This is a genomic window from Neobacillus sp. 19 (genome assembly GCF_049463095.1).
Lineage (GTDB): Bacteria > Bacillota > Bacilli > Bacillales > Cytobacillaceae > Neobacillus.
On sequence record NZ_JBMPZU010000004.1, the window covers coordinates 1 to 2,075 of the forward strand.

General features: G+C 38.1%; 3 protein-coding genes and 1 pseudogene. 3 read left to right on the top strand and 1 reads right to left on the bottom strand.

Annotation, left to right across the window (positions count from 1 at the left end; translation table 11 throughout):
- Positions 1-326 (bottom strand): annotated as a pseudogene (locus tag ACO1D1_RS00855) (chitinase); the annotation flags it as partial.
- A 179-nt stretch (positions 327-505) separates the two neighbouring features.
- Here ACO1D1_RS00855 and ACO1D1_RS00860 point away from each other — a divergent pair.
- From ACO1D1_RS00860 to ACO1D1_RS00870, 3 genes are all read left to right on the top strand, one after another.
- The gene (locus ACO1D1_RS00860) at positions 506-1,465 is read left to right on the top strand and encodes a rhodanese-related sulfurtransferase (protein ID WP_423334612.1); all 960 of its coding nucleotides are present in this window, start codon (positions 506-508) and stop codon (positions 1,463-1,465) included.
- A 202-nt stretch (positions 1,466-1,667) separates the two neighbouring features.
- Positions 1,668-1,895: a hypothetical protein gene (locus tag ACO1D1_RS00865; RefSeq protein ID WP_423334613.1), complete on the top strand. Its 228-nt coding sequence runs from the start codon at positions 1,668-1,670 to the stop codon at positions 1,893-1,895.
- A 50-nt stretch (positions 1,896-1,945) separates the two neighbouring features.
- On the top strand, positions 1,946-2,075 hold a 130-nt coding region (locus ACO1D1_RS00870), incomplete at its 3' end, for a hypothetical protein (RefSeq protein WP_423334614.1).

Consider the following 2,075-nt stretch of genomic DNA (forward strand, 5'->3'; position numbering starts at 1 on the left):
AAATTTTTTAATGAAGCATCACCATTTAGCAAAATTGCCCCATCTTTAGTTGGATGAGCGAAAGAGAAAATGACATGTGTTAATTTTGCGTAATCCACAACATTCGGGTCGCGGAAATCTTGAACATAACCAATGAGCACTTTGGACTGTGATTTTTCCACTTTTGGTACTTTTTTTGTCTGTGGCTTAATGGCTGATTTTGGTGATTCTTTTGTAATAACTGTTCTATCATTTGATTTATTAGCGGAAAATAAAACTCCTGTTAACATTCCTCCAATGAAGGCGATCGCGATTACCAGTGTTAGGAGGACAGTGCGTTTCTTCATAGGATGTATTCCTCCTTAGTTTTTTCATATATGAAAATTGTATCAGAAAAATGAATGAAACTTGGCTGGTAATATTCACCTAAGCGAATATAGGAAATTCATTCATTTGAAAACCACTGCTGATTTTTGATATAGTTAATAGGTTAATGTACATTTTTATATAATGTAAGGTGGTTAATATGAATCAAGATTTTAGAGTATTATTGTATTATAAATATGTGTCAATTGAGAATCCTGAGGAAACAGCGAATGAACATCGTCAATTCTGTACGGATTTAGGCTTAAAGGGACGGATTATCATTGCCGCAGAAGGAATCAATGGGACGGTGTCAGGCTCAGTTGAACAAACTGATGCCTATATGAAGTACATGGACGAGCATCCACTATTTGCAGGAACTATATTTAAAATAGATGAAGCAACAGAGCATGCATTTAAAAAAATGAAGGTCCGTTTCAGACCTGAACTTGTTACATTGCGTTTGGAAGATGATGTCGATCCGAATTCACTTACTGGAAAGCATTTAAAGCCGAAGGAATTTTTCGAGCAAATGCAAGATGAAGATACTGTTGTTATTGATGCCCGCAATGATTATGAATATGATTTAGGCCATTTTCGCGGAGCCGTTCGTCCAGACATTTTAAATTTCCGGGATCTGCCACAATGGATCCGTGAAAATAAACAGGAATTTGAAGGCAAGAAGATTCTTACCTATTGTACTGGTGGTATCCGTTGTGAAAAATTTTCCGGCTGGTTGCTTAAAGAGGGCTTTGAAGATGTATCACAGCTTGATGGCGGAATTGTCACATATGGCAAAGACCCTGAAGTACAAGGGGAGTTATGGGATGGACAGCTTTATGTGTTTGATGAGCGCATAAGTGTTCCGGTGAATCAAAAAGAGCATGTCATCGTTGGAAAAGATTATTTCAGTGGTGAGCCATGTGAACGCTACGTGAACTGTGCCAACCCGGAATGTAATAAGAAAATCCTTTGCTCAGAGGAAAATGAACATAAACATTTACGCAGCTGTTCCCATGAGTGCAGGGTTCACCCGCGCAACCGCTATGTTTTAGTACACGGCCTGAGTGAGGAAGAAGTAAATGAAAGATTAATGGCAATCGAGAAAGAAGCAGCCCTATAAAAACTTGAGGCAGGTCATTCGGTTGACCTGCCTTTATTATTGATGAACAATTAGAATTCCTACATAAAAAAAGGAAAACAATGATACATATGGAATATACTTTTGAAGGCTATTATTTAAATCTTATGTTTCATCCGAAAGGAGCATAAAATGACAACCTATACAAGCAGAAACGAAGTGCCTACAGAATGAAAAATGGGACTTGGCAGATATCTATGCAGATATCAATAAATGGGAGGAAGATTATCGGCTGATTGAAGAAATAGCAGCTAAGCTTAAAAAATTTGATGGTGAAATTCATGATGGTCATTCGCTATATCAATATCTGACACAACGGGAAGAGCTATCTTTTCATTTTAATAAGGTGTACGCATATGCGATGTTGAAGGTAGTGAAAATACGAGGGAGACAGAAGCGCAAGCTTTGTTAGACCGGGCAAAACAGCTTAGTGTTAAAGTGAGCGCAGCGACCTCCTTTTTCATGCCATATTTATTAGGACTGGATGAAGAAACATTAAAAGGCTTCCTTAAAGCAGAGGCTCAACTAGATTACTTTGCTGAGGACATCTGGGAGTCGTTTCGCTACAAGACACATGTGCTAAGCAAAGAAC